General features: G+C 52.0%; 32 protein-coding genes. 12 read left to right on the plus strand and 20 right to left on the minus strand.

Annotated elements, in window-relative coordinates:
• Positions 1-21: 21 nt before the first annotated feature.
• Together hpf and cspD are read right to left on the minus strand one after the other, a co-directional pair.
• Positions 22-582: a ribosome hibernation-promoting factor, HPF/YfiA family gene (hpf, locus tag KNP84_RS02145; RefSeq protein ID WP_021065412.1), complete on the minus strand. Its 561-nt coding sequence runs from the start codon at positions 580-582 to the stop codon at positions 22-24.
• Between the two features lie 313 nt (positions 583-895).
• Positions 896-1,093 carry a cold-shock protein CspD gene (cspD, locus tag KNP84_RS02150; RefSeq protein WP_021065411.1) on the minus strand — a complete coding sequence of 66 codons (198 nt, stop codon included), beginning with the start codon at positions 1,091-1,093 and terminating at the stop codon, positions 896-898.
• A 273-nt stretch (positions 1,094-1,366) separates the two neighbouring features.
• Between cspD and KNP84_RS02155 the strand changes: the two genes are divergently transcribed.
• From KNP84_RS02155 to KNP84_RS02190, 8 genes are all read left to right on the plus strand, one after another.
• Positions 1,367-1,861 (plus strand): competence protein ComK, encoded by a 495-nt coding sequence (locus KNP84_RS02155; protein ID WP_029595033.1) that lies wholly within the window; start codon positions 1,367-1,369, stop codon positions 1,859-1,861.
• A 90-nt stretch (positions 1,862-1,951) separates the two neighbouring features.
• On the plus strand, positions 1,952-3,616 hold the full coding sequence (locus KNP84_RS02160) for a hypothetical protein (protein ID WP_251131103.1): 1,665 nt from the start codon (positions 1,952-1,954) through the stop codon (positions 3,614-3,616).
• A gap of 9 nt (positions 3,617-3,625) precedes the next feature.
• On the plus strand, positions 3,626-3,916 hold the full coding sequence (locus KNP84_RS02165) for an EscU/YscU/HrcU family type III secretion system export apparatus switch protein (protein WP_021065408.1): 291 nt from the start codon (positions 3,626-3,628) through the stop codon (positions 3,914-3,916).
• On the plus strand, positions 3,913-4,293 hold the full coding sequence (locus tag KNP84_RS02170; protein ID WP_215114114.1) for a flagellar protein FliS: 381 nt from the start codon (positions 3,913-3,915) through the stop codon (positions 4,291-4,293). The genes KNP84_RS02165 and KNP84_RS02170 overlap by 4 nt, the downstream gene beginning before the upstream one ends.
• Entirely contained in the window at positions 4,277-5,101 is an 825-nt protein-coding gene (locus KNP84_RS02175; RefSeq protein WP_215114115.1) for a flagellin N-terminal helical domain-containing protein, read from the plus strand. Before KNP84_RS02170 ends, KNP84_RS02175 begins: the two co-directional genes overlap by 17 nt.
• Positions 5,102-5,122: 21 nt before the next feature.
• On the plus strand, positions 5,123-5,566 hold the full coding sequence (locus KNP84_RS02180) for a YaaR family protein (RefSeq protein WP_215114116.1): 444 nt from the start codon (positions 5,123-5,125) through the stop codon (positions 5,564-5,566).
• A gap of 9 nt (positions 5,567-5,575) precedes the next feature.
• Entirely contained in the window at positions 5,576-6,241 is a 666-nt protein-coding gene (locus KNP84_RS02185) for a DUF2225 domain-containing protein (RefSeq protein ID WP_215114117.1), read from the plus strand.
• A 256-nt stretch (positions 6,242-6,497) separates the two neighbouring features.
• Positions 6,498-6,998 (plus strand): DUF1572 family protein, encoded by a 501-nt coding sequence (locus tag KNP84_RS02190; RefSeq protein ID WP_215114118.1) that lies wholly within the window; start codon positions 6,498-6,500, stop codon positions 6,996-6,998.
• 32 nt (positions 6,999-7,030) lie between these two features.
• Here the strand turns inward: KNP84_RS02190 and KNP84_RS02195 are convergent, their stop codons facing one another.
• The 3 genes from KNP84_RS02195 to KNP84_RS02205 form a co-directional block, all read right to left on the minus strand.
• Positions 7,031-7,729, minus strand: a complete 699-nt coding sequence (locus tag KNP84_RS02195) for a DUF4352 domain-containing protein (protein ID WP_251131104.1) — start codon at positions 7,727-7,729, stop codon at positions 7,031-7,033.
• Between the two features lie 91 nt (positions 7,730-7,820).
• Positions 7,821-8,450, minus strand: coding sequence for a DUF4352 domain-containing protein (locus KNP84_RS02200; protein WP_215114119.1), 630 nt, complete (start codon positions 8,448-8,450; stop codon positions 7,821-7,823).
• A gap of 148 nt (positions 8,451-8,598) precedes the next feature.
• The gene (locus KNP84_RS02205) at positions 8,599-8,784 is read right to left on the minus strand and encodes a hypothetical protein (RefSeq protein ID WP_215114120.1); all 186 of its coding nucleotides are present in this window, start codon (positions 8,782-8,784) and stop codon (positions 8,599-8,601) included.
• A gap of 159 nt (positions 8,785-8,943) precedes the next feature.
• Here KNP84_RS02205 and KNP84_RS02210 point away from each other — a divergent pair, with 159 nt between their 5' ends.
• Positions 8,944-9,321 carry a DUF3021 family protein gene (locus KNP84_RS02210; RefSeq protein WP_215114121.1) on the plus strand — a complete coding sequence of 126 codons (378 nt, stop codon included), beginning with the start codon at positions 8,944-8,946 and terminating at the stop codon, positions 9,319-9,321.
• Between the two features lie 35 nt (positions 9,322-9,356).
• Here the strand turns inward: KNP84_RS02210 and KNP84_RS02215 are convergent, their stop codons facing one another.
• The 4 genes from KNP84_RS02215 to KNP84_RS02230 are packed head-to-tail and all read right to left on the minus strand — an operon-like array spanning position 9,357 to position 12,144.
• On the minus strand, positions 9,357-9,710 hold the full coding sequence (locus tag KNP84_RS02215; protein ID WP_215114122.1) for a flagellar protein FliT: 354 nt from the start codon (positions 9,708-9,710) through the stop codon (positions 9,357-9,359).
• Complete coding sequence (gene fliS / locus KNP84_RS02220) at positions 9,707-10,081, minus strand: flagellar export chaperone FliS (RefSeq protein ID WP_021065398.1); 375 nt, start codon at positions 10,079-10,081, stop codon at positions 9,707-9,709. The genes KNP84_RS02215 and fliS overlap by 4 nt, the downstream gene beginning before the upstream one ends.
• 14 nt (positions 10,082-10,095) lie before the next feature.
• Positions 10,096-11,775: a flagellar filament capping protein FliD gene (gene fliD / locus KNP84_RS02225; RefSeq protein WP_215114123.1), complete on the minus strand. Its 1,680-nt coding sequence runs from the start codon at positions 11,773-11,775 to the stop codon at positions 10,096-10,098.
• Positions 11,776-11,787: 12 nt separating this feature from the next.
• Positions 11,788-12,144, minus strand: coding sequence for a flagellar protein FlaG (locus KNP84_RS02230; protein ID WP_215114124.1), 357 nt, complete (start codon positions 12,142-12,144; stop codon positions 11,788-11,790).
• A 273-nt stretch (positions 12,145-12,417) separates the two neighbouring features.
• On the opposite strand from KNP84_RS02230, the gene KNP84_RS02235 reads away from it, so the two are divergent.
• Positions 12,418-13,293: a hypothetical protein gene (locus KNP84_RS02235; protein ID WP_215114125.1), complete on the plus strand. Its 876-nt coding sequence runs from the start codon at positions 12,418-12,420 to the stop codon at positions 13,291-13,293.
• Positions 13,294-13,376: 83 nt separating this feature from the next.
• On the opposite strand, the gene KNP84_RS02240 is transcribed toward KNP84_RS02235, so the two are convergent.
• The 5 genes from KNP84_RS02240 to KNP84_RS02260 form a co-directional block, all read right to left on the minus strand.
• Positions 13,377-14,219, minus strand: coding sequence for a flagellin (locus KNP84_RS02240; protein WP_021066574.1), 843 nt, complete (start codon positions 14,217-14,219; stop codon positions 13,377-13,379).
• 233 nt (positions 14,220-14,452) lie between these two features.
• Positions 14,453-15,745 (minus strand): methyl-accepting chemotaxis protein, encoded by a 1,293-nt coding sequence (locus tag KNP84_RS02245; protein ID WP_215114126.1) that lies wholly within the window; start codon positions 15,743-15,745, stop codon positions 14,453-14,455.
• Between the two features lie 123 nt (positions 15,746-15,868).
• Positions 15,869-16,192, minus strand: a complete 324-nt coding sequence (locus KNP84_RS02250; protein ID WP_251131106.1) for a hypothetical protein — start codon at positions 16,190-16,192, stop codon at positions 15,869-15,871.
• Positions 16,193-16,202: 10 nt separating this feature from the next.
• Complete coding sequence (locus tag KNP84_RS02255; RefSeq protein ID WP_215114128.1) at positions 16,203-17,030, minus strand: GNAT family N-acetyltransferase; 828 nt, start codon at positions 17,028-17,030, stop codon at positions 16,203-16,205.
• 58 nt (positions 17,031-17,088) lie between these two features.
• A complete protein-coding gene (locus tag KNP84_RS02260; protein WP_215114129.1) occupies positions 17,089-17,574 on the minus strand; it encodes a hypothetical protein in 486 nt (161 codons plus the stop codon).
• A 156-nt stretch (positions 17,575-17,730) separates the two neighbouring features.
• Here KNP84_RS02260 and KNP84_RS02265 point away from each other — a divergent pair, with 156 nt between their 5' ends.
• The gene (locus tag KNP84_RS02265; RefSeq protein WP_029595011.1) at positions 17,731-18,228 is read left to right on the plus strand and encodes a hypothetical protein; all 498 of its coding nucleotides are present in this window, start codon (positions 17,731-17,733) and stop codon (positions 18,226-18,228) included.
• 32 nt (positions 18,229-18,260) lie between these two features.
• Here KNP84_RS02265 and KNP84_RS02270 read toward each other — a convergent pair whose 3' ends face one another.
• The 3 genes from KNP84_RS02270 to KNP84_RS02280 form a co-directional block, all read right to left on the minus strand.
• The gene (locus tag KNP84_RS02270) at positions 18,261-18,554 is read right to left on the minus strand and encodes a putative quinol monooxygenase (RefSeq protein ID WP_215114130.1); all 294 of its coding nucleotides are present in this window, start codon (positions 18,552-18,554) and stop codon (positions 18,261-18,263) included.
• 2 nt (positions 18,555-18,556) lie between these two features.
• The gene (locus KNP84_RS02275) at positions 18,557-19,510 is read right to left on the minus strand and encodes a DMT family transporter (protein WP_215114131.1); all 954 of its coding nucleotides are present in this window, start codon (positions 19,508-19,510) and stop codon (positions 18,557-18,559) included.
• A 99-nt stretch (positions 19,511-19,609) separates the two neighbouring features.
• On the minus strand, positions 19,610-20,470 hold the full coding sequence (locus KNP84_RS02280) for a YitT family protein (protein WP_215114132.1): 861 nt from the start codon (positions 20,468-20,470) through the stop codon (positions 19,610-19,612).
• A gap of 162 nt (positions 20,471-20,632) precedes the next feature.
• Here KNP84_RS02280 and KNP84_RS02285 point away from each other — a divergent pair, with 162 nt between their 5' ends.
• The gene (locus tag KNP84_RS02285) at positions 20,633-21,547 is read left to right on the plus strand and encodes a YitT family protein (RefSeq protein ID WP_214716470.1); all 915 of its coding nucleotides are present in this window, start codon (positions 20,633-20,635) and stop codon (positions 21,545-21,547) included.
• A 31-nt stretch (positions 21,548-21,578) separates the two neighbouring features.
• On the opposite strand, the gene KNP84_RS02290 is transcribed toward KNP84_RS02285, so the two are convergent.
• The 3 genes from KNP84_RS02290 to fliW all read right to left on the minus strand — a co-directional run bounded on the left by KNP84_RS02290 (position 21,579) and on the right by fliW (position 23,398).
• Positions 21,579-22,634, minus strand: a complete 1,056-nt coding sequence (locus KNP84_RS02290; protein ID WP_251131107.1) for a GGDEF domain-containing protein — start codon at positions 22,632-22,634, stop codon at positions 21,579-21,581.
• Positions 22,635-22,733: 99 nt separating this feature from the next.
• Positions 22,734-22,961 carry a carbon storage regulator CsrA gene (gene csrA, locus KNP84_RS02295; protein WP_021066562.1) on the minus strand — a complete coding sequence of 76 codons (228 nt, stop codon included), beginning with the start codon at positions 22,959-22,961 and terminating at the stop codon, positions 22,734-22,736.
• Positions 22,961-23,398, minus strand: a complete 438-nt coding sequence (gene fliW / locus KNP84_RS02300; RefSeq protein WP_215114133.1) for a flagellar assembly protein FliW — start codon at positions 23,396-23,398, stop codon at positions 22,961-22,963. Before fliW ends, csrA begins: the two co-directional genes overlap by 1 nt.
• Positions 23,399-23,410 lie beyond the last annotated feature (12 nt).

Genomic DNA, 23,410 nt, shown 5'->3' on the forward strand with positions numbered 1-23,410 from the left:
CCGTGTGGTTTCAAGGTTGAATTATTCTGGTTCGATCAAGCCGTATTTCCCGTCTTTACGACGATAGACGACGTTCGTGTTGCCCGTTTCTGCGTCTGAGAAGACGAAGAAGCTGTGGCCGAGCATGTCCATCTGAAGAATCGCTTCTTCCGTATCCATCGGTTTGAGCGTGAAACGCTTCGTCCGCACGAGTTCGAGTTCTGCCTCGTCCTCGTCGTAGACGACCACGTCCTCAGGACCTTCGAGTGACTTGAAGTACTCGCCGATACCGCCATCTTTGGCACGTGATTTACGGTTGAGTTTCGTTTTGTGCTTACGGATTTGACGTTCCAATTTATCGACGACGAGGTCGATCGCCGCGTACATGTCGAGGTTTGTTTCCTCAGCACGGAGCAACAAGTTCGGCATCGGGATCGTCACTTCCACTTTTTGCTTCTCGTTGTACACTTTCAAGTTGACGTAAGCCGTCTGTGCATCCGTAGGAGTTGTGAAATACCGAGTCAATTTGTCCAACTTTTTCTCGACATAGTCTTGAATAGCTGGTGTGACTTCAATGTTTTCGCCGCGAATGTTATAAATCATCTGAACTCCTCCTTAAAATAACCGCTTGACCCAATGATTCGTCGATTTGGACCGAATCTCCTGCTTCATTTCTGAAAAGAAAGTGGAACCAGGTGGCTCATTTATAGTATACCCCGAATTCAAATCGTTTGAAAACGTTATCATCAGAAAATAATGACAATTTTGTTCCGATTGCGTCGTCTTCAACTTGAATCGGCGGTATAAAAAGAAACTACCCGTTCTGCCCGTTCTTAAACGCGATTTTGATTCGAAGGACGCTATGTAAGAAAAATAAAAAGCCGGCTCCACGAGGGAACCGGCTTACGGCTTGAAATTATAATTTTGTAACGTTAGCCGCTTGTGGGCCACGCTCGCCATCAACGATTTCAAATTCTACCTCTTGACCTTCGTCAAGTGATTTGTAGCCGTCAGTTTGGATTGCAGAGAAGTGTACGAATACGTCTTTGCCGCCTTCTACTTCGATGAATCCAAAACCTTTTTCTGAGTTAAACCATTTTACTTTACCTACCATGTGTAAATCCATTCCTTTCACCATTGAAGAATACAGAGGCTTTCCCTCTATCGGTAATCTTACCACCTTCTTGGAAGCGTGACAAACACTTTCTCATATTTTTGTAAATGAATCATCTTTTGGCTTACATTGGAATTATATTTCCCTACTTTTCATATAGAGATATTGAATTTACATATTTTGTGATATATCATGGAAGGGATGATTTAGGTTTGTACGCCATTTGGGCGAGCCGAGCCTGAAAATCTAATACGAAAAGGACGGTGCAGCCATATGCGCCCCTACCATTCCGAGGAAAAGTACCGTATTACGAAGCGGACGGTGGCCATCCTGCCTTGTTATGAGATGTCCGCTCAATCGCGCGTCATTCTCGAGGACGGTTCCGAGATTACGACCCCGCTCCGGCCCTACCAGCTCCTGCAGCTCTCATGCCGCCAGTACAGCAGTTCGATCGAGGAGCGCATCTTCGTCGCCAAGCGCGTCGCCGGCATCAAAGGCAAAGTGCCAGTCGTCATCGAACCGACGTCCGGTCTCGTCTTTTTCCCGACGATGTCCCCGAAGCGCCCTGAATGTGAATGGTACGCCTGGTCGCACGTCCGTGACATCACGAGTGACCCGATCGAGTCGAAAGGTTTGGTCGTCACCCAGAACGGTCACCGGATCACCACGAACGCGACCTCATACGTCCTCCGCAATCAATTGAAAGCGACGGGCGAACTCGTCGCTCGGTTCCAACAATTAAACCAGAGCGCAACGCTCAACTCTTGACCCTTCCGTCGATTCGACGGGAGGTTTTTTTCTGTCGGTTTCGCTTCACTTTTTGAAAAAGAGGTCGATATATTGTTCGAGGTGACAACTATGCAAATCCAAGCCCCCATGACCGCGGCCGTCGCGGTCACAGCCGGCATCCAGACGAATCGCATCTATAAAGCCGAGCTCGTCAAACAGACCGGACCCGACTCCGGGATCGTCAAAATCAATGGCGAGCACGTCGAGGTCACGTTCGAGGGCGGGCTCCCGAAGACGAACCCGTTCCAACTGACGCTCGCCGAACAAGACGGCCAGCTCATCGCGACGATCGTCGTCAAACCTGAACCCGAGACGCCGGACATGCCGAGCGGTCAACCGGTGAAACTCGATACGAAGATTCAGGCGTTGCTCGCATCGCTCCCGCCCGAGGTCCGGAGTGCCGTCAGCCGTTTGCTCCAATCAGGACGGCTGCCGATGAACGAGGACACGGTGCGTCTGCTCGAGACCGTCTTTAAAGGCGACATGCGCGATGCCGTCCTCTGGCTGAAGACGGTCGAGGCGCCGACGCTCCCGCGTGATGTCGCGCGCGACCTCGCCCTCGCGTCATTAGATGAAGCGAGACAACAAATGAAACCACCGCCACCTGACGCGCCGTACCCGCAGAAAGAACGGTTCATCGAGCACGTCAATCTGTCGCGTCCCGTCAGCGAACGTTTGACGCCGACACCGGAGACGGTCGACCGGCTCATCAACGAGTTGCCGGAGCCGCGCCCGACGCGAATCGAACCGCGCGAGGCGTTACCGCCCGTCCTCGGACGACCGGTGCTCGTCAAAGAAGTGACGTCACATCTCGCGAACGTGACGAACACGTTTAGAAGCGAACAAGTGACGGTCACGAAACAGCTCGGCCAAGTCGCCGCCCTCGTCGAGACGAACCCGCATCAGGCACGCCCCGCACTCGAGACGGTATCGACCCGCTTGACGCAACTCATCCAAAAGACGGACGCCTTGTTACATACGAGCGCGACCCAAGAGAAGGCGCTCGTCGCGATGACGGCGAAGCTCGACGTCGCCCTCGGGCTGCTGTCGACGAAACCGGCTGAGAGCGCCGCGCTCATCAAAGAAGTGCGCGCCAGCTTGAACGAGTTCCGCTACGTGCCGAACCACGTCCGGCTCGAATATATCCCGCACCAGGCGACCCGCGCCGGCGAACTGCCGCGCGTCACGTCGTTCAAAGTCGACCCGAACCTATCGGGCCGCGTCATCCAAGAGACGGCCCAGCGCGTCCAGGCGTCGACGTTGTCATTGAAACCCGACGCGGCGACACCTGAAGCGCAACGGCTCGCCTCGTTCTTCCAAGTCCAACAGACGTTAAACCGGTTGGACGGTGGGCAGCTCCATCAGCTCATACTCGCCTTGCCGGCGAAAGTCCAAGAGATTGACACTGGCATTCACGTCCATATCCAAAACCGGGAGGCCGGGGACGTAGTCGACTGGGAGAACAGCGTGCTTTATATTCGGCTCGAGACGCCACGGCTCGGTGAGATCGGCGTCAAGCTCGAAGCGATCGACCGGAATCTCCGGCTCACGCTCGAACACGATGACCCGACCGTCGAGGCACTCGCGCGTCCCCTGCTCGGCAAGATCGAGACGACGCTCGAGGCGATCGGCTACAAGAGCGTGACGACCCAGTTCCGCCCATTGACGAAGTCCGACCGACCGGAGACCGAGCGCCCGACGCTCGAGACGACCGGCTATGATTTCCGCATCTAGGAGGCTGTTATGTATCAACGCATGGATTTGACGAAACGCAAGACGGCCGCCGTCGTCCGCTATGACGAGACGATTGACCGTGCCCCGGTCATCGTCGCCCGCGGAACGGGTGCCGTCGCCGATAAAATCTTAGATGAGGCGAGAGCGCGCGGCGTCGCCATCGAGCATGACCATTCGCTCCTTGGCCACCTGCTTGACCTCGACCTCGGGGACGCGATTCCGCCCCAACTGTATGACGTCATGGCCGAAGTGCTATTACTGATTGAAGAACTCGACACTATCAAAGGAGATCCATCATGAAATCGAACCGATTATACGAAATGAGCCCGGAAGAGCTGACCCAAGCGATGCTCCACGCGCTCGTCTATCATTATGCAAACGCCAGGACGGCGACCATCGCCGAACGCAACCGCCATTTGCGCCAAGCGCGCGAACTGCTCGCGAAGCTTCACCAAGGTCTCCACGACGGCGGTGGGATCATCTCGGCTCAACTCGATGAGCTTTACTTGTATATGGCTAAATCGAGCCTCGAGGCGTTGATTGAACAAGATATGGACAAAATCGAGGAGCTTCACGGCCTTGCGACCGAGCTCGACCAGACGTGGGCCGAAGCAATCGAGAACGCTCGTCTGAAACCCGTACCTGCAGGAGGAAACCGCTATGAAAATTACCAATAATGTACAGGCGCTCAAAGCCTACTCCTCGCTCACGATCAACCAGGCGACGATGAAGAAGACGATGGACCGCCTCTCGAGCGGGATCCGCATCAACAAGGCGTCTGACGACGCGGCCGGGCTCGCCATCTCCGAGAAAATGCGCATCCGTCTCGACTCGCTGTCGATGGCCGAACGCAACACGCTTGACGGCATCTCGCTCACTCAGACGCTCGAAGGCGGGATGAGCGAAACGCACGCCCTCCTGCAACGGATGCGTGAGCTGTCGGTTCAAGCCGCCAACGGGACGCTGAGCGAGGACGACACGAAGGCCGTCCAAGATGAGATTTCTGCGCTCACGGATGAAGTGACACGAATCGCCGAGACGACCGAGTTCAACTCAAAAAAAATCATGAACGGTGACTATATCGCCGGCAATGAGACACTCTTCTTCCAACTCGGGGCCGGTAGCGGTGAAGGCGTCGTCTTGAACGTCGACGATATGCGTGCCGCCGCGCTCGGAATCGACGGACTAGATGTGACGACCCAGAATGGCGCTACTACCGCTATTGCCAAGTACGACGACGCCATCAAAGCGGTATCACTCGAACGTTCGAAGCTTGGCGCCATTCAAAACCGATTGGAGGCGAACGTGAGTGTCGTCACAATCGGTTCCGAGAATTTGACGGCGTCTGAGTCACGGATTCGCGACGCCGATATGGCACGTGAGATGATGGACTTCGCCCGCCTCAACATCTTGAACCAGTCCGGCATGGCGATGATCGCCCAATCGAACGCATTGCCGCAAGGCGTGCTACAATTATTGAACTAACTTAAGGAAGGACGGATCCCTATGGACATTCGTCGCATCATGGAGACGCAGTCGCTTCACGGCACCGGAAAGGCGAAACGCCCTGACACCGAGCCCGGCGTCTCGTTCCAGAACGTCATCGGTCAAAAACGTGAGGACCGCGAGCATGAGCGCTTCCAACGCCAAATCGCGGCCATCCACGAGAAAGGCGAGCTCCTCGCCGAGAGCCAGACTGTCGAATCGCTCGCTGAATATAAGCAACTCATTAAAGACTTTATGAAAGACGCCGTTGACGCGGCACTCCGCCTCGAGGACAAACGCGGCTTCAACCGTCGCGGCCGAGCCAAGATTTATAAGATCGTCGAACAGGTCGACCAGAAGCTACTTGCCTTGACCGATCAAGTCATCTCGGGCGAAGCATCACGTCTTTCGCTCCTCAATCAAGTCGGCGAAATTCGCGGCCTGCTCGTCAACGTATACGTGTGAGGTGAGAATATGGCAGAACATATCTTTTCGAAAAAAGTGAAATGTCCGTATTGTTTGAAACAAAGCGAGACGCCGCGCGTTCTGTCGCGCCACATCCGGCCGCAGGAAGTCGCGAAGGATGGGTATACGACTTACGGCGGTGCCAACCCATATTTTTATGAGCCAACCGTCTGCAGTCATTGTCATCTCGTCTTCCACGATTCGTTCGATAAGGTGAGGAAGACACATCGTGAGGCGCTCGAGACAGGTTACTTCAATCGGGTCAACGCCGATGCGCTCGCGGGCGACCGTTCGGCCGAGCACGTCATCCGGCTCTACAAGTTCGCCGTCATGACAGCCCAATTGAGCGGCCAAAAACCGTCCGTCGTCGCCATGCTCGGCATGCGCCTCGTCTGGATGTATCGCTTGACGGGCGACGAGTCGTCCGAGAAGGAATGGATGAAGCGGACGCTCGACAAGTACAACGAGGTACAGGAGGCATACACGGATCAAATCCGGACCGGCCTCCCGTACGATCAGCTCATGCTGCGAATCGCCGACTTGTCGGCCGCGCTCGGTCTATATGAGGACGCGAGGCGTTGGTACGGCATCTTGCTCGGCAGTAAGGAAGTGTCGGAGCGAATCCGTACCCAGGCCCGGTCACACTGGGAAGACTTTAGAATCGAAAACGCCTAAAAGGGAGAGCCGCAGCTCTCCCTTTTAGCATACAAAAAAACGCGCTCATCCACTCCCGGACAAACGCGGCCGGTTCTCTTCACGGGTGAACCCCAAAACCGAAAGAAGCTAGACGTGACATGACTCCCGTCAAAACCTAAACAGGGCACCCAGGAATCGATCATCGCACGGTGGCGTCTTGCACGGTTCCTTCTCAATGATTTTTATCACGTTCAGATTGAGGTATGCTTAGTAGGAATCCAAAGGAGGTCATTCCATGTTTGAAGCCCGCTATATCGAAACGGTACGCTCGATTTTCCAGGAACAGAAACAGCTTGCCGAAGACGCGTTGAAACAAGTGAACGACGAGGACATGCATCGCATGCTCGCGAAGGACACGCTCTCACTCGCAGTCATCGTGCAGCACATCTCGAACAACATGAAGTCCCGCTGGACCGACTTTTTGACGACGGACGGCGAGAAGCCGGACCGAAACCGTGACGCCGAGTTCGAGGACCAACAACAGTCCCGCGTCGAATTGATGGCGACATGGGACGAACGTTGGCAACTGTTGGACGACGTGCTCTCGAGTCTCACGCCGGAAGACCTCGGCAAGACCGTCTTCATCCGCGGTGAAGAGAAGAGCGTCATCTGGGCGATTGAGAAGCAAGTGTCGCACTACAGCTATCACGTTGGACAGATTGTCTATCTCGCGAAAATATTTGCCGGCGAGAACTGGAACGTGTTGACGATTCCGTTGCCGCATCAACGACAATAAGAGAACGCGCATCACGGAGATGCGCGTTCTCTTTATTTGGTGACGTCAATCGTGTATTCATATCGCTCCTCGGCAATTTTATGGAACTGATCATTATAAGGTCCCTCCACAACAAAGCGGACTTCGGTCAGTTCTTCAGGCATCGACTCGACATGGAACAGCACGCCGCCCTCTTTCTTCACTTTTCCTAAAAATTCTCCGCCTACATCCTCTGAAATGACGATGTCAGCATCAACCTGTTCGCCTGTGTTCGTGACGAGCCTGGCTTGGTTTGGGTGAAAGCTGACAGTCTCATCACTCGTATTTTCGACGATGACATTGAACGAAACGATGGTCACTTCTTTTTGATCATCGAAGAAGAAACGATAATCAGAAGCGACTTCTAGACGCAGCGTTTGCACCTTATCGATTTGAAAGATGATTGGCCCAATCGTTTCTTCAATGCCTAAATCACTATTCTTCATGTAAATTTGACTGCGCCCAATCTCATCTTCCTGTACTTCAAACTCTTCACCTTGTACGGTTTCTGTTTCTGTCGTCTCTTTTTGGCTGTCTGTCGACGGAACGCTTTCACTTTGGTTGGTAGGTTCGGTAGTAGTCGATGATGGCTCCGTGTCTCCACATCCGACTAACACGAGCAAGGGAATGGCTAAGATGAATCCGTACGACTTCAATCCAATCCTCTCCTTTACCTCAAGACTTTTCCAACTTATATAAATCTTATTCCCCATTTTTAAAAGGGCATTCGAGGTAAACGTTAAATTTTTTGGGTATTACTCTGGACATAAAACGGCCGCACCAGTTCCCTGGTACGGCCCTCCTTTATTTCTCGACGTTAATTGTATATTCGTAACGGGATTCCCCGATCGACTGATAGTTCGCGTCAGACGGTCCGTCGATGACGACTTTCACGTCCGCTAACTCTTCTGGCATCGCTTCGACGAAGAAGAGGACGTTCCCTTCCTTCTTCACTTTCCCGAGGAACTCGCCGCCGACGTCATCCGAGAACCACAAGTCAGCTGACACTTGTTCGCCCGTGTTCGTCACGAGCGTCGCTTGGTTTGGATGAAAACTGATGGTGTCGTCAATCGTATTCTCGACGATGACATTCATCGCGACGACTGTCACTTCTTCTTGTCCGTCAAACGAGTCGCGGTACGCTTCGTTGACCGTGAGTCGAGATGTCTGCACTTTATCGATGGCGAAGTTGACAGAGCCAATCGTCTCTTTGATGTCTAGCGCCTTGTTCTTCATGAAGATTTGGTTTGAACCAAGTTCACTCTCCTGCACTTCTGCTTCTTCTTTTGTGTCTGCCGCTGGTTCCTCCTTCTTCTCTGTCTCTACAACTTCCTCCGTATCGGTCGCTGTCGTCTTCAGTTCATCGGCTTCCCCGCAGCCTACAAGCAGTGTTAAAGGTAAAGCGAGGATCAATCCATATCGTTTCATATTCATCTTATTTCTCTCCTTTTTCGTGTGAGTGGTAGTTGATAAGATGAGCATACTAGATTGTCTAGCCTGACCGGTGTAAGAAAACGTATAGGGTCGTCACCCTGAATAAATAAAAGTCAAGGTCCGTGATTGGACCTTGACTTCAACTGACTTATCCTCGTGATTTGAGCTCTTCTTCTTCATATGGATCGGGACCGTCCTCGATTGGCGCATCGTCTTCGATGTACGCTTCAAGTTTAGGGTCACGTTCCACATATTCATCATACGCCCCTTCTGGACCGTAGACGAAGTAACGACGATTTTTCGATGACTTAGGCTTTACCTTTTTCTCACTCATCTCGTTTCCCTCCCCTTTCCAGAAAAGAAGCAACGGTTACAGTGTTATTTACCCGATTTTAAACGAAAACAGACGTCTTTGCATCCCTATCAAATGGAATGAAACTTTTTCATCATTGAGTCGTAAAGATGATAACGAATGAATAAGGGGGTAATCTAGATGACGTTATTGAAAACAGGATTCGTTCGCGGTGTGAAGTGGTTCGCGTTATTCGGAGTGCTTGCAACATTTCAGTGGTGGAATGGAAATATGGAAGGTGTACATAATATGCTCGTCTATGGCGGGATGGCGTTCTTCCTTGGTCTGACGAGTATCATCTATGAAGTTCGACGCTGGTCGTTCTGGAAACAGATTCTGATTCATTGGGCCACGATGCATGTGACGATTCTGCCGCTCGTCATATTCAGTGGTTTTCTACCGGTGACGTCGTTACATGATGCCCTATTGGTTTACTTGAAGTTTAATATGAGCGGGCTGGTTTTGTTCACGCTATCCAGAATCCTTTTGAAAATGCGACAACAAATCAAAACCTCATAAATAAAAACAGCTCGAAGGCGTTCCTTCGAGCTGTTTCATGTCTGTTGATCGAATAATCCTGAGAAGTTCGAGTCGACGTCTTCGTACGGGTCGACGTACGACTTGACCGTCTTCCGTTCTTGTCGCGCCGTCCCGAGCGTCATCCCGAGCCGTTGATGCTCCGCCTCAATCAAACGCGCGATCTGTTGACTATCATCGACGAGCTGATGAATCACCGTCTGGTCAGCATCCTTCAAGTTCGGTCCGTGCGCCGCAAGCAACTGCTCGCGGTCATCGAGCAACTCATGGATTTGATCCATCCACGTGTCATATGTCGGCTCTTCCGGCACTTTCGCTAGTAAATCTTTTAATCGCTGTGTTTTGAAGATGATCTCATCGATGGGTCTCATGCTTGCTTCGCGAGTTTCATCGCTTCCTTCCACGTGTCGCGGAGTTCCGTCGTGAAATCGAGCACTTCGTCGAGAATCGTCGTGTCGTTCTTGACATTCGCATCGACGAGACGGCGCCACATGTACTCATAGAGCGAATCCAAATTCGCGGAGACTGCGATTTTTTTATTCAGTGTCAGACGAAGCTCTTGGAAGATGGCTTGCGTCTTTTGGATGTTCGTGTTCTTCAAATCTGAATTCCCTTGCTCGATGGCGAGTTTGGCGAGGCGCATGAACTTGAGCGCCCCATCATAAAGCATGAGCGTCAATTCTTGCGAATTTGCGGTCGTGACCGCACTATTTTGATATGCTGCATATGGGTTGGATACCATTTAAATTCCTCCTCTTACATGCCTCCGCCTAAGAACTGTTGCAGTGAGGCGGCTTGTGAGTTCGCCTGGTTCATGGCCGTTTCCATCGCTGCAAAGCGACGGTAATAGGCATTTTCTTTATCGATTAACAAATCATTTAACCGTCTAATTCGAGTATCGATTTCTGTCATTTCGCGCCCCATCGAATACGTCGGTGCACCAGAGCCTTCCGCGCCGGCAATCCGAGTAATCGACGAACGTGAGCTAGTTGCAGCATCACGAACTTGTGTGAGTAACCCACTCTCCGTATTGGCGAATAACTGATACACTTGGTCCGGATCTTTTTCGATAGCGGCTTTGAGCTTTTCTTCGTTCAACTCAATTTTCCCACCGTTTGTGAAGTCTGCTCCGGTTGATAGACCGATTTGAAACAATTGGCGCATGTCGGTGTCGTTCGTCGCGATCGAAGTGCTTGACCAATTACTCCGGAGCGAGTCCATTGCCCCTCGAATAATTGTATCACCTCGTAACATCCCACTCATCGCTTTTTCTTCCCATTTTTTAACTTCGTCATCTGACAATTCATCACGCTGTGCTTGCGTGAGCGGCGCAAATGAACGGAAACGATCTTCTTTTACTTTTTTATTCATAAGATCGATTGTTTCATTATATTTTTCAACAAACGCTTTTATATTATCAAAGACTTTCTGTGTGTCAGTTGCCGCCGAGAGAGTAACAGCACCTTCACCTGCCGTAAACTGCGACTTTAACGTTATCGTCATATTATCAATTGTCACAGTGTTCGAGCTTTGTGTCATGGAAATACCATTCACTATAAAATTAGCGTTCATTCCTTTTTGTGGAACGGCTGCCGGATCAATCCCGAAAGCAGCTTTGGTAGTGGTATCAAATTCGATAATCGCCTCTTCACCCGTTTGTTTTTGAGTAAGTGACAACTTCCCAGAAACCGGCTCAAAAAATGCGGAAATCCCTGAATCTTTTCCATTTAAAGCAGTTACTAAATTTTCCATAGTAGCATCTTCTGCTACTTGAATGGTTTTAAAATCGCCACCGCTGACGGAACGAATTTGCACTTGATAACCAGAAGTATAGGTTGCGGTTGCTCCGATAGGTACATCTGTCCCATCGTTCATCGTTACTTTCCCTGTCGCTTCATCGTAAGTATAGGTTGATGCATCAATAGGATTACTCGTTGCATCTTTCAAAGTGATTGTTGTCCCTGCTCTTGGTTTTGGCGAGAGTGTCCATTCCTTTGTAACGGTAGATAATGTCACTTCTTGAGTAGCCGATTGCAAGTTCATATCTGCAACTTTTGTTGTCTTTGTAACTGCATTCCCATTTTTGTCTTTTGGTTCGACAACTTGGGTTGCAGCTGTCGCAAGCTGACCAACGGATTCGATACGAATTGCTGTGTTACCGCTCGATGGTCCTGCTACAACTGAAACGCGTGACTCATCAGATGAACTAGAAGTTTTTGCATAGAAGTTTCGACTGAACATCAAATCGACTGCACTGTTCCGGAGTGTCATGAGTGATCGATTAATTTCACGGTACGCATCACGCTTCCATTCGGTGGTCTGTTTTTTCTGTTCAAGTTTATCAACGGGGACTCTCTCTGCTTGCATCAATTGTTTAATAATTGTATCAGTATCAATTCCACTAGCAAGTCCGCCGAATCGGATAGGTGTTGTCATAGTTTGCCTCCTTTATACACGTTCGTCAAAAAGTTGATTAAACTCCATGAATGCCGCAAAAAAATCTAAGGATTTCTTGCTTGGAATTTCTCGAATTACTTCATTATTCGTATCCACAATTTGAATATAATAATCGTTTAATTTTTCATGTTTCATAAACTTTAAACCGGTTCTTTGTTTCTCTAACACAAGATTCGCCTTCTCGACAGCTGCCTCTAATTTCGTTACGTGTTGTGGCGTCGGAAGAATGACAATCCCTTCACCAGCAAGCTGTTCTTGATTCGCTTCGACAAACACGTTTTTTGTTTGTTCATATGGCAAGACGGAAGAAGGTAAGTGAAGCCGGACTTCAGAAATGATCGGATTCATGAGCTTCTACTCCTCATATAATTGTTCTCACCTACTATATCGGTTTACCATCTCCTCATTTTCAGTTTTTATGAAAATGAATACTTATTCGCAATGGAAGCTTTAATACACTTTTTCAATCATCCAATATAGGAACTCCTTCTTGTACTCAAACAATTGATGAAGTTCAAGACCCTTGTCATTTTTCTGTAATGGTGTTCGGCATAACTATAAAAGAGAAAGGGAATCAAATGAATAGAGGTCAAACTAACAATGTGTGAAGGAGAGAATAGCATGCTTTGGGAGGAACTGACTGTATTTGAAAAAAGTCTACTATTAGGAACATTATTGGGGGATGGAACCATCGCTCGAACAAAGTCAAAAACTGTTCCCAGGAAGGGACTTCAGTACCTCGAGCATTTTTCAGTCAAACAAATGGAGTATCGAGAATGGAAATTGTCAATCGCTCCGCGAATTTTCGAAGGAATAAAGATTCGCTCCACTGGAACGAGCGCAGAGTTATTTTCAAGAAGAGATGAACTTTTCACTTGGCTCTGGACACAATGTTATGAGAATCGCGAAAAACGTATCCCAATCCATCTCTTGAAGGATTGCACGCACCCCGTATTTTTACTCGCTCTTTATTTAGATGATGGCAGCCTTTCATTGACGAAATCGAAACGCTCTAAACTGAATCAAATCATTATCACACCTCATATCTATCTCTATCTACAAGCCTTTTATCCGGACGAGCTCGAAGTTTTAAGTGAATTCATTTATCGAACATTTCATCATCAATTCGTGTTAAGCCGTCGCTCAGATGGACATTTTTATACGTTACGCATCCAGAAGACAGAAGAAGCAATCCGTTTTTTAAACGAATTCTCCCCTTATGCTTACGCCATTCCATCAATGCGTAAAAAGCTCGATTGGGACTATCGATTACAGCTTGAACGAGACCAGCACCCGGACATGACCGTCATCGCCTCAAAAGCAAAAAATGACTACACAACGGAAGAAATCGAATTTATCATTCAAGCAAAACAGAACGGAATGACAGACGCTGCGATATCTCAACATTTAAACCGCACGTATTGGTCAGTCGTCTATAAGTGGCAAGATATTAAAAAGAATCATTTAAAAGAGAATGAATTTGTTTATGTATACTAAAAATGTCCGTCCCTCAAAGAACGAGGGACGGACATTTTTGCAATTAGACTCTTGTGTTTCTTGGTTAAGAAATAGTATAAATCTTAACGAAGAAGTTGAAGAACTGCTTGCGGCTGTTGGTTTGCTTGACTGAGCATTGCTTGTGAAGCTTGGTTAAGGATGTTGTTCTTCGTGAAGTTCATCATCTCTTTCGCCATGTCAACGTCACGGATGCGTGACTCAGCAGCTTGAAGGTTTTCAGCAGATGTGCTTAAGTTGTTGATTGTGTGCTCGAGACGGTTTTGAGTTGCCCCCAAAAGTGAACGTCCTTTTGACACTGTTTCGATTTGAGTCGAGATTGTATCGATCAACGCTGTAGCAGTTGCTGAATCAGCTACGCTTGTTCCAGTCAACGTTCCAACAGCTGTTTCAACATCAGTCAAGTTGATTCCAGCAGTTGTGAAGTCGACAGTCATAGTTTGTGCGTTGTTAGCACCAACTTGGAATGTAACTGTACCAGCATTACCTGCAGTACCGTCTAAAAGAGTCTGTTCGTTGAACTCAGTGTTGTCCTTGATACGTGTGATTTCTTTACCAAGTTCAGCCAACTCGTCACCGATTGCATCACGGTCTACAGTTACGTTCGTGTCGTTCGATGCTTGAACAGCAAGTTCACGCATACGTTGAAGGATTGAATGTGTTTCGTTCAATGCGCCTTCAGCTGTTTGGATCATTGAGATACCGTCTTGTGCGTTTTTCGAAGCCATATCAAGACCGCGAATTTGTCCACGCATTTTTTCAGAGATTGCAAGACCAGCTGCGTCATCGCCAGCACGGTTGATGCGAAGGCCTGAAGATAATTTCTCCATTGCTTTCCCAGCGTTTGAAGTGTTTGCTGACATGTTGCGGTGTGCGTTCATAGCGTTAAGGTTGTGGTTGATAATCATTGTAATTTCCCTCCATAGGTTTAAGTTTTTTCCGCTCTTCCAAATCCATTTGTCCGAGCATACAAGGCTTAGGCCGGCCCCTCACCTTGTATTAGTTGGAACGTTTTATCGTTTCCATACTCTATATCGGAGCCATCTCGCATCTGTTTAGTCTTTTTCAAAAATAATTACACATTTTGACTACTTCTTTTTAAATCGCATAGAAAAACGACCCATCACTGGGCCGCTCCTCCTTACACTTCTACCTTCACTTGCTCCGTCTCATTCTGCAAACTCTCCGCGACACGAACAAGCTCCGTCATCGCGCCGTTCACTTCACCGAGACTCGCCGCCTGTTGGCTGGCCGCTGACGTGACTTCCGTCGCGTAGCGTGACGCCTCTTCGACCATGCCGACGATGCCGGCCGAGTTCGTGACGACCGAGTCGATTTGACCACGCGACTCATCCAAGAGCGCATCGACCGAATGGACGTGGCTGTACACTTCGTTCGCCGAGTTGTGGATCGATGCGAACGCACCGCCCGCCTTCTCGACGAGACCGACGCCCGTCTCCACTTCCGCTTTCACGTTCGCCATCGAAGACGACGTGTCGCCGACGAGACGTTTGACGTCGACAATCAAATCCGTGATTTCTTGCGTCGAGTTCGCCGTCTGTTCGGCGAGCTTTTTAACCTCGGCCGCGACAACCGCGAAGCCGCGTCCATGTTCGCCAGCCCGTGCCGCTTCAATCGACGCGTTCAAGGCGAGCAAATTCGTCTGCGCCGAAATATCGCTGATGACATCCGTAATGCGCGAGATTTCGCCTGTCATCTCCGTCAACTTGCTGTTGAGCGTCGATGACTGCTCGACTTTACCGGCGATCGCATGCATCGCATCGACTGACGACGAGGCGAGGCCTTTACCGCTCTCTGCTTCTTGTTGCATCTCACTTGCTGATTCAAGCGCCGAGCCCATCTCTTGACGGATGTTTTCCATCGTCCGGGCGACGGCACCGAGCAAATCCATCGAGCTATACGTCGCGTTGACGTTGTCTTCAAGCATCTTGTTCAAGGCGTCCATCGCTTGGCGGATATTCTCGCCGGCGATATTCCCTTCTTGGACGGCTGCCGCAATCTCTTGAGCCGAACCGGTGAGCTGGTCCGCCGTGTAGCGCATGTTCGTTCCTTGTTCACGAAGGTGTCCGACCATATTGTCCATCGAGAGGAGCAGACGTCCCATCTCCGAACGGTCTGTCGTCGTCTCGTCCGCGAACACGACCGTCAAGTCGCCGTTTCCGACTTCGACCGCCTTGTCCGACGCCAATTCGATGGCTTTGAGCGGACGACGGGCGATCAAGTAGATGACGGCGCCACCAATCCCTGAAATAAGCAAGGCCACGGCCGTCCCGACGAGCATGACCTGACCTTTCGCCATCTCAAGCTCCGTGAGCAGTAAGAGCGTGATCCAGCCGACCGCTCCGCCCGTGATAAAGGATGTGACCAAAATCCAAGCGAGCAGTTGGGTCGTAAAGTTTTTGAATAGCTTCACTATGAGTTCCTCCTCTGTGTAATTCATCACCTACTATATCGTCCAAATCCCAGCTTTTGTATAGCGTTTTCAGTTGAAGTTTTGGTCAATGAAAAAACGCCCTCGTCACCGAGAGCGTCCAGATTAATAACGGTCATCTTCACTTGTCTTACGTTCTTCGTTGTGCGTCGTCATAAGTGCATCGAGCGCGAGCGCAATCGCGGCTGCCCAGTGTAGCACCATGCCGATGAGCGGGATGACCCCGAGCACAGACGCCGTGATGCCGACGATGGCCCCGACTGAAGTCCGTTTCAGCCGCGACACCGATAAGACGAGCAAGACGATATGGAACACGAGCATGAACCCGAGTGGTGTGTAGCCCATACTGATGATGAACAGCCCACCGATTGCCGGGATGCCGAGGAACGCCTCGAACGCGGCACCGAGCCATTTCAAATTCCGAACCATTCGTCTCACCTCACAGTTCTAATAGATAGAACTCATAGCCGCCGTTTTCAGCGAACCCGGCTCGCTTGTAAATCTCGAGCGCGGCTTTGTTCTCTGTCTCGACGTCGAGCTCGAGCTTCGTCCGGCCCATGCGGAACAGTTGCTGGACCATCTGCTTCAACATCTTCGTGCCGTAACCTTTGCCTTGCTCGTCCGCCTTGACGCCGAACGCGTGGATGCTACCGGCATCTTCGCCCGAAAGGAGGGCACGAATGACCCCGATCGGACGACCGTCGACCTCACCGATGTACGTCACGCGGTCCGGCGTATCGATCTGTTGATAGATGTTCTCCGTCACGTCGACGGGGTCGCCGAACGCTTCAGAGAGCGTCTCGATGATGAGCGAACGGTCGGCGTCCGTCGCCTCGCGGAGCGACACTTCGTCCGGCTTCAAGAACAGCTCGGCTTTTTTAAGGACCAAGTTATATTCTGAGAACTGGTACGCCGCGCCAAGATGGTCGATGACCGCCTTGCCGTCCTTCGATTTGCGATCGATGACGAACGTGAACGCTTCACAGCCATTCTGTTTCGCGTCCTGTTTCGCCGTTTCAAAGAGCGCCTTGAAGACGCCTTGTTTCCGATAGTCCGGATGCACGAGCGCGTTCACTTCATACTCGTTCGGGAGATACGGGAAAAGCACCATATACCCGACGAGCGTGTCGTCATCATAGACGGCGTAGTCGTTCTGACCGACCGCTACGTGTCCAAGTTTCACGTCAATCTTGTCATGTGCGTTGACAGCTTCCTCGAGCACCCCTACTTGTACTGCCTGTCTCACTTCTTCTACTGTCCAATTCATGAAATCACCTCACGTCATATTGTAGCATAACCGAAAAAGCCCGCCGCAGCGGGCGGACTCATAACGTCCGGAATTCAAGCTCCGGTAATATCTCGAGCAGTTCGGTGATCTCATCCGTGTGCGCCTCGGCACCCGGGACGGCCTCGGTCGGTTCGACCCAGAAGAACGTCTTGTCGCTCGCACCGAGGTAGTTGCCGTAGCCGACTTCCTGGGCGAACGCCTCTTCCGATAGTTCACGGTCAATCAAGTCCAAATGGAACAACAACTGGTCGTCGCCGTCCTCGACGTTATAGTAGAGGTCGAACGTGCCGTAGCTGTTCTTGTCGCCGACATCGACGACGTCCTGCGCCTTCTCGATATAGACGTCCCCGCGCTCAATCGCCTCGACGATTTTCGATGGGAGAATGATCTCATAACCGAGCTCACGGTCACGGATCGTCTGCGTCGTATCGTCAGTCCGCCCCCGGGACGAAACGACACCGACCGTTGCGACGAGGGCACCCGTCACGCCGAGCGCGACCGCCCACTTCATTGTTTTGTTCATATGGATTCACTCCTCTTTGGTCTAGCCATGAGACGATTATCGCACAAAATGAACGTAAATCATTAAATATTCTGAAAAAATGTTTAGGGATGCGTTGACGCACGTTCCGCAATCCCATACGATAAAAGTATCGCATTATAGAAAAGAGGAACTGACATGTCAAACGAACAACAATTGTCACGCGCACAGCTCGACGCGCTCTTAAAGAACGTCTTCGCCCTTCAAATCCCGGTCATCGAGAAGTTCATGACCGACCTGTTCAGAAAGTACGTCTCGACGGCGTCCACGTTCAAACAGGACATGGACACGATGAAAGCGACGGAATGGCATAAGCAGTTCTTCGGTCAGAAAGTGATGCCGCACTTGTTCATCGAGAACCTTGGCTTCGGCGCGTCGTTCCGTCACCAGGAGCAAGACAAAGTCGTCAAAATCCCGGACAATATGACGGTCGTGAAACCGGACTCGGACGATCAGATTGAAGAAATTCTCCAAAACCTCGACAAGACGATGGCGTCGATGGAAGGCATCAAAAACAAAGGACTCGTCAAAAAGTTCTATAAAGAGACGCTCGAACTCATCTGCCAGCTCGGTAGCCGGACTGGAATGATGGACGAGTTTTATGAGCAAGTCAAAGGCAGCTTAACGAAAGCATGACCCGCCATCCACGTCCTCGGACGTGGATTTTTTTAATGACCGTTCCTTGGCTCGAACACGGCAAGACGCTCGATATTGGCCAAAATCGGTTTCGCCTTCCCAATCAACGTCTGTGTCGTCTCAAGCGACAGCGATTGTTGATGCGCCTCCATACTTGCCCACACCTCATAGACGACAATCGACTCATCGTCGAGCGAGACGTTCACCCGGTACGCCGCGCACGTCGGTTCTCGTTCCATCGCCGTAGCCGCCTCGAGCAAAATCGCGAGTAGCGTCTCGCGCTCACCTGGTACGGCCGTCAGTTTCCCAATCAATCCATAGGACATGTTCATCCCTCCTTGTCATATCGATTCGCCGCCGGCACCAAACTTTCCTTTACGTTGAATTGGCTACGACTATGCAGGACGACCCCGACCATGACGAGCGAGATGCCGACGAGCGACAACCCGGACGGCAAATGCGCCTGAAGGAAAATCAGCTCGCCGATGAGCGCGAACAACACCTCGAGCGCCTGGGTCGCCTCGACCGTGGCCAGTTTCCCCATATCGTGTTTGACGAGGTCAGTCGCCTTGAAGAAGAGCACCGTCGCGACGACGCCGGACAAGAGGGCGACGAGGAGCGTCTGGGTCAGTTGCGAGTTCGTAGGTGCCCCCGTCGTCAGCCCGTAGCCGAACAACAGGAGCCAGACCGGGAGCGAGCCGATACACATGCCGAGGATGCGCTCAAACACGTCGAGGTCGGTGTGGGCCATCATCTTCCGGTTGCCGAGCGGATAGGCGAACGCGGCAATCAACACCGGTACCACCCCAATCCACAGAAAGCGCGGCTCGAAATCGGCGAGGAACTCGACTTGCATCAAGACGACGCCGAACAGAATCAGTCCCGAGAAACGGAGCGCCGTCCACGGGATCCGTTCCCGCGTCCCGTCACTCCGACGGAACAGCGGTGACAACAGCGCCCCGGCGATAATCGTCACTTGCCACGTGCCGGCGATGAGCCAAGGCGGGGCGACCTCAGCGGCGAGACAGATTGGGACGTAAAACAGGCCGAAGCCGACCGTCCCCCAAACGAGCCAAGGGAGCGGGGTCTCGGTAAGGGCACGCCGCACCCGATGCATGCCGCCCCGGACGGCCACGACGAGCATGAGCAGCGGGATCATGAACAGAAAGCGGAGCGAGGCGCTATACGCCCAACTGCCCCCGCCGACCTGCATCGATTCATTCAAGACGAACGTGCTCGCGAAAAACAAGGCGGCGAGCACACCTAATAACAGCGGACGCATACGGTCTCTCCTTTCTGAATCCCCACTTGTTCCCTATCCGTCCCGCATTTCCCTGCCTCCACCAAAAAAAATCAAGCAGCGCCGGCTGCTTGATTCGTCTCAATGGATATCGCGTTTTCGGAAATTCCCGCCTTTGACCTCGGACACCTCGTACACGACGACGAACGCCTCCGGGTCGACTTGGTTGATGATTTCCTTCATCTTCCGCTCCTCGAGCCGGTTGATGACGCACGTGATCTCGTAGTAGCACTCTTTTGAGTACGCGCCTTGAATCTGGTTGAGCGTGGCGCTCCGGCCGAGCCGGTCCCGCACCGTCTCGACCATGACGTCCGGTACGCTCGTAATGATTTTGAACGTCTTCGCACCGCTCAGTCCTTCCTCGACGATATGAATCACTTTCGAGGCGATGAAGTAGGCGATAGCGGACAGGACCGCTCCTTGCAGGCCGAACACCGTCGAGACGACGATGAAGACGAACACGTTCAAGAAGAGAATCAAGTCGCTCGTCCCGAACGGCAACTTCTTCGATAACAAGACGGCCAGCATGTCAATGCCGTCGAGCGCGCCCCCGTTCCGGAGCGACAGCCCCATCCCGAGCCCGAGAATGATTCCGCCGACGACCGTGACGAGGAGCGTATCCCCATCGATGATCGTCGGGACGCGGTGCATGATGAGTGTCCCGACCGAGAGCGAGGCGATGCCCGTGACCGATAGGATGGCAAAGCTCTTCCCGATCTGCTTATAGCCGAGATAGACGAACGGGAGATTGAGAATCCCGAGGAACACGCCGAGCGGAATACCCGTCAGTTGGGAGCCGACGATGCTGATTCCGGTGATGCCCCCGTCCGATACGCTGTTCGGGATCAACACCGACTCGAGGCCATACGCCGCAATCATTCCGCCGATGATGTTCATGATGATTTGAAAGCCCATGAGCCAGGCTCGATTGTCACGTTTCATGAGTAACGTCCTCCTTTTGATGTCAACTTTCCTAGTCTAGCATAAAAAAATAGTAGAATAACATCTTCGGTGTCGATGAAAAACTTGTGTCAGATTGTCTGCCTCTTCTGCTTCATCCCGTGTGAGGTTTGCTATACTGAAAAGAAAAAGGAGTGACCCCCGATGCAGCGTCCACCGATGCCTTCCCCGTCTCCGGAGGAAGTGCTCCGTTTGAAACGTGTCCACAATCCGATCAAACCGACCGAACTCCTCGCCAAGGGGCTACTCCTGTTGATCGGCTCGTTCATCTTCGCCATCGGTCTCGAGGCGTTCCTCGTCCCGAACCAAATCATCGACGGCGGTATCGTCGGCGTCTCGATCATCACGTCCTATTTGACGGAGACGAAGCTCGCCATCTGGCTCGTCATGTTCAACTTGCCGTTCATCTTCTTCGGCTATCGCCAAATCGGAAAGACGTTCGCCATCGTCACGTTGATCGCCATCATGCTCATGTCCGGCTTCACGATTTTGCTTCATACAATCGAACCGTTCACGGACGACCTGCTGTTGTCGACTGTGTTCGGCGGCTTCCTGCTCGGAGCCGGCATCGGCCTCGTCATCCGGGCCGGTGGGTCGCTCGACGGGACCGAGATTTTGGCCGTGTCGTTCACGGACCGGCTCCCGTTCTCCGTCGGCGAGATCGTCATGTTCTTCAACATCTTCATCCTCGGGACGGCCGGCTTCGTCTTCAGCTGGGACCGGGCGATGTACTCGCTCATCACGTACTTCGTCGCCTTCAAGACGATTGACATCGTGCTCGAGGGGCTCGACCAGTCGAAGGCGGCGTGGATCATCACGACGGCGCCGGACGACATCGGTCAGGCCATTATGGACCGGCTCGGCCGGGGCGTGACGTACTTGCACGGTGAAGGGGCCTATACGGGCGACGGCAAGAAAGTCGTCTTCACCGTCATCAGTCGATTAGAAGAAACGAAATTGAAGGACATCCTCGACGACTATGACGAGAAGGCGTTCCTCGCCATCGGCAATATCCATGACGTCCGGGGCGGCCAGTTCAAAAAGAAAAATATCCACTAAAAAAATCGGCCCCCCGGGACCGATTTTTTGTTTATCCGATTTTTGCTTGATCGCGCCCGCTCGTCTTCGCCGCGTAAAGGGCGGCGTCGGCCCGTTCGAACACGACCGTGCCCGGCTCGGCCCCGGCGAGCGATGCCCCGAGCGAAACCGTCATCGGGATGTGCATCCCTTCGAACGAGAACGGGGTGTCGCGGATGACCGTGACGATGTCGTCCGCGATCAACCGGACGTCACCGGCATCCTCGAGCACCATCAGAAACTCTTCCCCGCCGTAGCGCCCGACGAAGCCGTCCGGCGGACAGTTCGCCTGTAACGTTTGACCGATGTGATGAAGCGCTGCGTCACCGGCCCGATGGCCATATGTATCGTTCAACTGCTTGAACCGGTCGACATCGATGACGAACAGCGCCCAAGGGAGACCCGACATCTCGACCTCGTTCAACCGTTCGAGCGTCATATAGCGGTTCGGGAGACCCGTCAGCTCGTCAATCGTCGCCCGCTGCGCGTGCAGCCGGAACATGCGTAGGTGCGTCTCGATCTGTTTCGCGACCCAGTAACACATCCAGCCACCGAGGAACGTCATGACGAAATACGGCAAGAACACGGTCGTGAACGCTTGGATCGGGACATTACCAGCAATCCGAAACAAGACGAGCACGGCCCCGAATACGAGATAGGCCGAATACAAGTGACCGCGTCGCATCACCAGTCGATTTAACACGAGCGACAACACGAAGAACAAGCCAAGCGTGCCGAACGAGCGGATGAATTGGTCGGTCATGCCGTCGAGACCGAAGCGACCGAGAAGAGTCAGCCCCATCGTGACGGCGACTCCGACCGGTCCGGCATAGGCGCCTGAGAGCGCGAGCGGGATAATCCGGAGGTCGACCCGTGCCTCTCCGACTTGAAACGAGTTGACCGTCAACAGTACGGCCGCGAGCCCCATGGCGAGACCGAACCAGATGCGGACCGCATAAGGAGAACCTGCCTGAATCGGCAACAGCTGGCGCATGAGATACAGGGCCAGCGATAAAACGAGATAGATGATACTGACATTGATGAAAAAGATGTTGATGACTTGACCCAAGCCTTGTCCTCTCCCGCCATTTCTTTCCTCCTATCCTATCGTACAAAAGTGACACATGTCACCCTATCCAAATTTTAGGACAGCTAAAAAGCCGGAAGCTCACGCTTCCGACTTGTTTTGCATCATCTGTTTCATCAAGTTGGCGCTGTCGCGGGCCGATTCGTTCTCGGCCTGCATCTGGACGTACACCTCATGGCGATGAATATCGATATGGCGCGGGGCATCGATGCCGAGCTTGACCTGGTCGCCTTCGATGGCGAGCACGGTGAGCGTCACATCGTCCCCGATATGGATGGCCTCGCCTTGTTTTCGTTTCAATACGAGCATCAGCGCACCTCTTCTTTCTGACCGCCGAGCGGGAACCGAGCCGGGTAGACGTCATCCAAGATGACCTGCTTCCCACGCCGCTCTTTCGTCTCGATGACGATCGGGGCCTTCAAGTTGAGCGTCGAGGCGTCGAACGGATCGCGGAGCGTCACGATGGCATACACCGAGACGTGTTCCGCCTCATCGATGCCGAGCTGATCTTTCGCGCCGTCGGTCAACTCGAACGCATAGTCCGACTTGTGCCAGAACGGGTTCGTCACGACGAAGGCGCAGGCCGGATCCTCGAGCGACTGGAGCGACCAGAACGGGAGCTCGTCGCCGTACGGGATGAGGGCGAACGTCTTCGATTCCGGGAACCCGGGAATCTCGCTGACGAACGAGATCGTCTCGTCTTCATTTACTTCGATTTTGCCAAAATAGTCTGTCTCAATGAACATGGGTTGTCCTCA

The sequence above is a fragment of the Exiguobacterium sp. s70 genome, assembly GCF_018618315.1.
GTDB classification, from domain to species: domain Bacteria; phylum Bacillota; class Bacilli; order Exiguobacteriales; family Exiguobacteriaceae; genus Exiguobacterium; species Exiguobacterium chiriqhucha.

Coding starts and splice junctions, on each gene's coding strand:
- csrA (WP_021066562.1), bottom strand. CDS start 22,961: ATGCTCGTATTGAAACGAAAACAAGGCGAGGCCATCCATATCGGGGAC.
- fliD (WP_215114123.1), bottom strand. CDS start 11,775: ATGACAACACCTATCCGATTCGGCGGACTTGCTAGTGGAATTGATACT.
- KNP84_RS02270 (WP_215114130.1), bottom strand. CDS start 18,554: ATGTCCTATGGATTGATTGGGAAACTGACGGCCGTACCAGGTGAGCGC.
- KNP84_RS02285 (WP_214716470.1), top strand. CDS start 20,633: ATGCAGCGTCCACCGATGCCTTCCCCGTCTCCGGAGGAAGTGCTCCGT.
- KNP84_RS02280 (WP_215114132.1), bottom strand. CDS start 20,470: ATGAAACGTGACAATCGAGCCTGGCTCATGGGCTTTCAAATCATCATG.
- hpf (WP_021065412.1), bottom strand. CDS start 582: ATGATTTATAACATTCGCGGCGAAAACATTGAAGTCACACCAGCTATT.
- KNP84_RS02170 (WP_215114114.1), top strand. CDS start 3,913: ATGAAATCGAACCGATTATACGAAATGAGCCCGGAAGAGCTGACCCAA.
- KNP84_RS02255 (WP_215114128.1), bottom strand. CDS start 17,030: ATGAATTGGACAGTAGAAGAAGTGAGACAGGCAGTACAAGTAGGGGTG.
- KNP84_RS02155 (WP_029595033.1), top strand. CDS start 1,367: ATGCGCCCCTACCATTCCGAGGAAAAGTACCGTATTACGAAGCGGACG.
- KNP84_RS02180 (WP_215114116.1), top strand. CDS start 5,123: ATGGACATTCGTCGCATCATGGAGACGCAGTCGCTTCACGGCACCGGA.
- KNP84_RS02230 (WP_215114124.1), bottom strand. CDS start 12,144: ATGAATCCGATCATTTCTGAAGTCCGGCTTCACTTACCTTCTTCCGTC.
- KNP84_RS02240 (WP_021066574.1), bottom strand. CDS start 14,219: ATGATTATCAACCACAACCTTAACGCTATGAACGCACACCGCAACATG.
- KNP84_RS02175 (WP_215114115.1), top strand. CDS start 4,277: ATGAAAATTACCAATAATGTACAGGCGCTCAAAGCCTACTCCTCGCTC.
- KNP84_RS02250 (WP_251131106.1), bottom strand. CDS start 16,192: ATGGTTCGGAATTTGAAATGGCTCGGTGCCGCGTTCGAGGCGTTCCTC.
- KNP84_RS02265 (WP_029595011.1), top strand. CDS start 17,731: ATGTCAAACGAACAACAATTGTCACGCGCACAGCTCGACGCGCTCTTA.
- KNP84_RS02195 (WP_251131104.1), bottom strand. CDS start 7,729: ATGGGGAATAAGATTTATATAAGTTGGAAAAGTCTTGAGGTAAAGGAG.
- KNP84_RS02275 (WP_215114131.1), bottom strand. CDS start 19,510: ATGCGTCCGCTGTTATTAGGTGTGCTCGCCGCCTTGTTTTTCGCGAGC.
- KNP84_RS02205 (WP_215114120.1), bottom strand. CDS start 8,784: ATGAGTGAGAAAAAGGTAAAGCCTAAGTCATCGAAAAATCGTCGTTAC.
- KNP84_RS02185 (WP_215114117.1), top strand. CDS start 5,576: ATGGCAGAACATATCTTTTCGAAAAAAGTGAAATGTCCGTATTGTTTG.
- fliW (WP_215114133.1), bottom strand. CDS start 23,398: ATGTTCATTGAGACAGACTATTTTGGCAAAATCGAAGTAAATGAAGAC.
- KNP84_RS02235 (WP_215114125.1), top strand. CDS start 12,418: ATGCTTTGGGAGGAACTGACTGTATTTGAAAAAAGTCTACTATTAGGA.
- KNP84_RS02200 (WP_215114119.1), bottom strand. CDS start 8,450: ATGAATATGAAACGATATGGATTGATCCTCGCTTTACCTTTAACACTG.
- KNP84_RS02165 (WP_021065408.1), top strand. CDS start 3,626: ATGTATCAACGCATGGATTTGACGAAACGCAAGACGGCCGCCGTCGTC.
- KNP84_RS02190 (WP_215114118.1), top strand. CDS start 6,498: ATGTTTGAAGCCCGCTATATCGAAACGGTACGCTCGATTTTCCAGGAA.
- fliS (WP_021065398.1), bottom strand. CDS start 10,081: ATGGTATCCAACCCATATGCAGCATATCAAAATAGTGCGGTCACGACC.
- cspD (WP_021065411.1), bottom strand. CDS start 1,093: ATGGTAGGTAAAGTAAAATGGTTTAACTCAGAAAAAGGTTTTGGATTC.
- KNP84_RS02210 (WP_215114121.1), top strand. CDS start 8,944: ATGACGTTATTGAAAACAGGATTCGTTCGCGGTGTGAAGTGGTTCGCG.
- KNP84_RS02215 (WP_215114122.1), bottom strand. CDS start 9,710: ATGAGACCCATCGATGAGATCATCTTCAAAACACAGCGATTAAAAGAT.
- KNP84_RS02160 (WP_251131103.1), top strand. CDS start 1,952: ATGCAAATCCAAGCCCCCATGACCGCGGCCGTCGCGGTCACAGCCGGC.
- KNP84_RS02260 (WP_215114129.1), bottom strand. CDS start 17,574: ATGAACAAAACAATGAAGTGGGCGGTCGCGCTCGGCGTGACGGGTGCC.